Raw genomic sequence first — 6,000 nt, 5'->3', positions numbered from 1 at the left:
CCTTCGGCAGCTCCTACATTGTGCGAATCGAAGGTGTGCGGTGTGATTCGGCATTGATCGGCAGCGTCTAGCCCAAGTGTCCCCGCAATCCCATGGGGCGAGACTTCGGAACCCGGCATGCAAGCGCTGTTGAACGAGATCCTTGACGCTGTCCGGCCCCTGATCGGGCAAGGCAAGGTGGCTGACTACATTCCTGCCCTCGGCACTGTGCCAGCCAATCAACTGGGCATCGCCGTGTACGGCAACGACGGTGAAATGTACTGGGCCGGCGACGCTGAAACGCCGTTTTCGGTGCAGAGTATTTCCAAGGTGTTCAGCCTGGTGCAGGCCATTGATCATTCCGGTGAAGCGATCTGGGATCGCCTCGGTCATGAGCCATCCGGCCAGCCGTTCAACTCGCTGGTGCAACTGGAATTCGAACGCGGTCGCCCGCGCAATCCGTTCATCAATGCCGGTGCGCTGGTGATCTGCGACATCAACCAGTCACGCTTCGCCGCGCCGACCCTGTCGATGCGCGACTTCGTGCGGCGCCTGTCGGGCAATCCGCAAATCATGATCGACGGCAAAGTCGCCGACTCCGAATACCAGCACCGCGCGCGCAATGCGGCGATGGCGTATCTGATGCAGTCGTTCGGCAACTTCCACAACGACGTCGAAGCGGTGCTGCGCAGCTACTTCAGCCACTGCGCGCTGCGCATGAACTGCATCGATCTGGCCCGGGCGTTCTGCTTTCTGGCCAACGACGGCTACTGCAAACACAGCGGTGAACAGATCCTCACGCGGCGTCAGACCCAGCAAGTCAACTCGATCATGGCCACCAGCGGCCTGTACGACGAGGCGGGCAACTTCGCCTATCGCGTCGGTCTGCCGGGCAAGAGCGGCGTTGGCGGCGGAATCGTCGCGGTGGTGCCGGGACAGTTCAGCGTGTGCGTGTGGTCACCGGAACTCAACGCCGCCGGCAACTCGCTGGCGGGGATGGCGGCGCTGGAAATGCTCAGCTCGCGGATCGGCTGGTCGGTGTTCTGAACCAATCCCCCAAACCCCATAAATCCTGTGGGAGCTGGCTTGCCAGCGATGAGGCCGGAACATCCAGCATGAGTATTGCCTGAACCGCCGCCATCGCTGGCAAGCCAGCTCCCACAAGGATCTTTAGTGTTCGAAGAGATGTATTTCATCGCGTAATCCGCTACATTTTCCGGCCGCTCCCTGCATGGTGAATCTGCTTCATGTCTCTTGCACTCGAACGTCTCGTCGCTGGCACGCCGATCCCTTTCGCCGGTAACCGCGTCACCGTGGTCAGCCCCGAACTGGCTGAGCGTTTTCAGCCCGGTGACCACCTGCTGGTCGAGCAGGTGAGTGGGGAACTGTTGCTGATTCCGGTGGCGGATCAACTCGCGGCGTCGGTCGCGATCGAGCGAGCGGCTGCGGCGTTTACGGCGTTGTCGGCGGTCTCGGACGAGGCGATCAGCCAGTTTTTCGATCTGTTCGCACAGCGCCTGGAAACCCCGCAGTGCTGGGCGCAAATTGCCGCGGCCAACCTCGCCGACATCGAGCGGGCCAAGGCGCGCGGTCGCTCCACCACGCGCCTGCTCGCCGATGAACGCATGCGCGGCGACATGATTGCCGGCCTGCGTGCCTGGCGTGATGCGGCGCCAACCCGTGGCAAGGTGATCAGCAGCGTCGAGCACGATGGCTGGAAGGTTGAACAGGTCGTCTCGCCACTGGGCATCGTCGCGTTCGTCTTTGAGGGGCGGCCGAATGTGTTTGCCGATGCCGCCGGTGTATTGCGCACCGGCAACACGGCGGTGCTGCGCATTGGCAGCGATGCCTTGGGCACGGCGCAGGCGATTGTCGCTCACGCACTGAATCCGGCGCTGGCCGAAGCCGGTTTGCCGGTCGGTGCGGTGTCGCTGGTCGAAAGCGTCAATCATGCCGCCGGTTGGGCGATGTTTGCCGACCGCCGCTTGTCCCTGGCGGTGGCGCGCGGGTCGGGCCGAGCCGTCAGCCAGTTGGGCAGCATCGCGCAACAGGCGGGCACTGCCGTCAGTTTGCACGGCACCGGTGGCGCGTGGTTGATCGCTGATCGCGAAGCCGACGCCACGCGCTTCGCGGCAGTGGTGCGCAACTCGCTGGATCGCAAGGTCTGCAATACCTTGAACGTCTGCCTGATTCAGCGTGATCGGGCAGATGAACTGGTGCCGTTGTTCCTTGAAGCGCTGAAGCAGGCCGGAACCGCACGTGGCCAGGGTTGCAAACTGCACATCGTCGAAGGCAGCCAGGAATGCCTGCCGGCCGAGTGGCAGAACGCGACGGTCGAGGTTTATCGCGCCGAGGGTTATCAGACCGAAGCGCTGGCCGAACCGTTGGCGGAGTCAGCCTTGGGTCGCGAGTGGGAATGGGAGGAAACTCCGGAAGTCAGCCTGATGATCGTTGACGATCTGGATCAGGCGATCGTGCTGTTCAACCGTTACAGCCCGCAATTCACCGTGTCGCTGATCAGTGAACATGCCGCCGTTCAGGAGCGTTTCTATAACGCGGTCAACGCGCCGTTTGTGGGCAACGGCATCACGCGTTGGGTCGATGGGCAGTACGCGCTGAACAAGCCGGAACTGGGACTTTCGAACTGGGAAAGCGGGCGGTTGTTTGCGCGCAGTGCGATTCTTTCGGGTGACGGCGTGTTCACTGTGCGTAGCCGCATGAGCCAGATCGACCTCAGCGTAAAACGCTGATACCCCGGCAACACAGACCCCCTCACTGTAGGAGCTGCCGAAGGCTGCGATCTTTTGATCTTGTTTTTTAGGGGCAAGATCAAAAGATCGCAGCCTTCGGCAGCTCCTACAGGGGTGTTTCAGGCTGGGTCGGCGCTGTTTGCGTAAACTGCACATGTCGCCGGTTGCTCCGCCAACGGCACAAACGTGCGCCGATCCGACGACAGCGCATCGATCGATCCGGTCTCGATGTCATACACCCAGCCATGCAGGTTCAGCAGGCCTTTTTCCTGGGCCAGGCGCACGCTCGGGTGGGTCTGGATATTCGCCAGTTGCGCGATCACGTTCTCGCGCACCATCGAACTCAATTTCGCCGCGTCATTGGCGTGTGCTCGCGCTTCATTCACCACTTTCGCCGACTCGGCGTGTTGCAGCCAGCCGCTGACGGCGGGCAGGTGGTCCATGCATTTGCACTGGGCGATGGCGGTCATTGCGCCGCAATCGGAATGCCCGCAAATCACAATGTCGCTCACCCCAAGTACCGCCACCGCGTATTCAACTGTCGCTGAAACTCCGCCCGGATGCGGGCTGTAGGAAGGCACGATATTGCCGGCGTTGCGGATCACGAACAGCTCGCCGGGTTCTTGTTGGGTCAGCAGTTCCGGGACCACCCGGCTGTCGGAACAGGTGATGAACAAGGTGCCGGGCTGTTGCGTCGTCGCCAGGTGTTTGAACAACTCGGTGCGTTGCGGGAAGGCTTCGTTCTGAAATTTCAGGAAGCCGTCGATCAGGGCTTTCATGTGCGTGTCCTCTTGCAGGGAGATCGGGAAGGCCCGCACGCGAGGTGCGGGCCGGGGCTCATCAGAACGGACGCAGGGGCAGGAACTTGCCGTCGAGGGTGACCACGGCGCGGGAACCACCTTCCGGGTCTTCGACTTTCTTGATGTCGAGCTTGAAGTTGATCGCGCTGATGATGCCGTCGCCGAACTGCTCGTGAACCAGCGCTTTGAGGGTGGTGCCGTAGATCTGGATCATCTCGTGGAAGCGGTAGATGGTCGGATCGGTCGGCACACCGCTGAGGCTGCCACGCAGGGGAATGATCTGCATCGCGGCGACGTCTTCAGCGCTCAGTTCCAGCTTATCGCCGACGACCTGGGCGGCGTTTTCCGGCAACGGATGCTGGCCGAGCAGGGCAGCGGTAACGTAGGCCAGGCTAAGGCCGGTACCGTCGGCGAGGTCCTGCCACGACAGGTCTTTGCCTGCCTTGGCGTCGAGAATGCGGGTGGTCAGGGCCAGACTGGTATCGTTGTAGGCGTGGGACTGTTGCATGTGTCACTCCTTTCAGGGGTTGGCTTGCTGTGTGGAGCAATCTTCGGCTGATTGATCCATAGCGTCCAAGACCGATATACAATGCGCGGCATAAGTCCTGCCTATAGATAGAGCGCCCTATGCTATTGCGACATTTGCGTTATCTGTTGGCCGTTGCCGATTACGGCGGCTTCACCCGCGCGGCCGAGGCGCTGCACGTGTCGCAGCCGACCCTGTCGCAGCAGATCCGCCAACTGGAAGAAACCCTCGGGGTAAGTCTGTTTGACCGGACATCGCGCTCGGTCAAACCCACTGACGCTGGCCAGGCTTACATCGAATGCGCGCGGCGGGTGTTGGTGGAGCTGGAGGCGGGCCAGCGGGCGTTGCATGACGTGAAGGATCTGTCTCGCGGCAGCTTGCGCCTGGCGATGACGCCAACGTTCATGGCGTACCTGGTCGGGCCGTTGGTGCGCGACTTTACGGCGCGGTATCCGGGGATCCATTTGCAGATTTTCGAGTTGTCGATGGACGACATCGAGGCGGGGCTGGCGGATGACTCGCTGGATGTTGCGATTGCGTTTACGCCCGTGCGCAGTCCGGACATCGAGTGTATTCCGGCGTTTACCGAAACTCTGGGGATCATGGTCGGGCGTGAGCATCCGTTGTATGAGAGCACTGCGGTGCTGGCGGCGGATGACATCGCGCAGCTGGATTTCGCTTTGCTGGCGCCGGATTTCATCACGCGGTTATCGGTGGATGAGTATTTTCGTCAGCACGGGATCACGCCCAAGGTCCGCATCGAGGTGAACTCGGTGAGCACGTTGCTGGAGGTGGTTCGGCATTCGCCGATGGCGACGATGCTGCCGCAGGCGATTGCCACTGAAGAGCGGGCGCTGCGTCGATTGCAGGTCGACAGCGAAGCACCGCAACGCGCGGCGGCATTGTTAAGACGCAAGAACAACTACCACAGCGCCGCCGCCGTGGCCTTCACCAAACTGATCCTGAACCCTCTACCCCTGTAGGAGCTGCCGAAGGCTGCGATCTTTTGATCTGGTTTTTTAGGGGCAAGATCAAAGGATCGCAGCCTTCGGCAGCTCCTACAGGTGATCAATAAAAAGGGCCTGTTCCTTGGCAGGAACAGGCCCTTTTGACTATTGAAGGAGTGACTCAGCAGAACCGATCAATCACCCGAACTTCGTTTTTGTTCTGCAGCGAGTCCCACGCCTGTTTCAGCGTTTGCAGAACATTACCGATGAAGTCCTTGTCGGCGGCGGCTTTTTTGCCGACATAGCCGTGGCCGCGACGATACATCTTCAGGCGGGCCGCCAGGTTCTGGTTGTTCTGGTCGAACTCTTCTTCACCAGCATGCGGCGACAGGCAGTCGATATGCACCTGACCCGACTTGCTGATCCACAGAATGTGGCTGTCGTGGCTGTCTTTTTGCGCAGCGAACATACGAGCCAGTTCTTCGATAGTTGGTTGATTGTTCAGATTCATGATTATGCCCCTTGACCAGTGTGGTGATCTTTCAAAGTTGATTCGCTAATACAGGTAGCCCATCGGTTAGTTGATCCCTGGCACCGAAACCAGGACGTCAGCGCTCGCCCGTTGAAGTACGGGGTCATGCCTCTGTTGCATGTAGTCGTGTTGAATAACTGCTACGCAATAGCGTCACAACGAAGAGAAGCAGCGAAAACCGGGAGGCTTCTTGACGACATTTACCGTGTCGACCACAAGCGTCTTGAGAATTTTCGCCAGCGCTTCTCGTCCTTGTACTGGACGTTCAGGCCAGGTCAGCTTCTTCAATCTGCCTTGTGGGCAGCGTGTATCCGGAAAAAACAACTCGGCGGTCAGACGAGTTTGCTCAAGCGTGTTACCCGTGTTCCCGATCGGGGAACGTCTTCATCATGCAAAAGCAAAACGACGCCGTCAACGGTTTTGTAGTGATTATTTTTGAGCACTACATATTGTCGGACAAAGCTGT

General features: G+C 60.0%; 6 protein-coding genes. 3 read left to right on the top strand and 3 right to left on the bottom strand.

From position 1 onward, the window contains the following. Positions 1-117 precede the first annotated feature (117 nt). Both glsB and PMI37_RS01535 read left to right on the top strand, forming a co-directional pair. Positions 118-1,026, top strand: coding sequence for a glutaminase B (glsB, locus tag PMI37_RS01540; RefSeq protein ID WP_008077324.1), 909 nt, complete (start codon positions 118-120; stop codon positions 1,024-1,026). A gap of 200 nt (positions 1,027-1,226) precedes the next feature. Next, on the top strand, positions 1,227-2,729 hold the full coding sequence (locus tag PMI37_RS01535) for an aldehyde dehydrogenase family protein (RefSeq protein ID WP_008077322.1): 1,503 nt from the start codon (positions 1,227-1,229) through the stop codon (positions 2,727-2,729). A 119-nt stretch (positions 2,730-2,848) separates the two neighbouring features. Here PMI37_RS01535 and PMI37_RS01530 read toward each other — a convergent pair whose 3' ends face one another. Both PMI37_RS01530 and cynS read right to left on the bottom strand, forming a co-directional pair. Beyond that, positions 2,849-3,508 carry a carbonic anhydrase gene (locus PMI37_RS01530; RefSeq protein WP_008077321.1) on the bottom strand — a complete coding sequence of 220 codons (660 nt, stop codon included), beginning with the start codon at positions 3,506-3,508 and terminating at the stop codon, positions 2,849-2,851. Between the two features lie 61 nt (positions 3,509-3,569). Beyond that, positions 3,570-4,037, bottom strand: a complete 468-nt coding sequence (cynS, locus tag PMI37_RS01525; protein WP_008077320.1) for a cyanase — start codon at positions 4,035-4,037, stop codon at positions 3,570-3,572. Between the two features lie 119 nt (positions 4,038-4,156). On the opposite strand from cynS, the gene cynR reads away from it, so the two are divergent. Further along, entirely contained in the window at positions 4,157-5,038 is an 882-nt protein-coding gene (cynR, locus tag PMI37_RS01520; RefSeq protein ID WP_008077319.1) for a transcriptional regulator CynR, read from the top strand. 145 nt (positions 5,039-5,183) lie between these two features. Here cynR and PMI37_RS01515 read toward each other — a convergent pair whose 3' ends face one another. Further along, entirely contained in the window at positions 5,184-5,513 is a 330-nt protein-coding gene (locus PMI37_RS01515; RefSeq protein ID WP_008077317.1) for a hypothetical protein, read from the bottom strand. Positions 5,514-6,000 lie beyond the last annotated feature (487 nt).

This window comes from Pseudomonas sp. GM80, from assembly GCF_000282515.1.
In the GTDB taxonomy this organism is placed as follows: domain Bacteria; phylum Pseudomonadota; class Gammaproteobacteria; order Pseudomonadales; family Pseudomonadaceae; genus Aquipseudomonas.
Note: the sequence above shows the minus strand (reverse complement) of the source record. Positions and strands in the feature narration are given on the sequence as shown.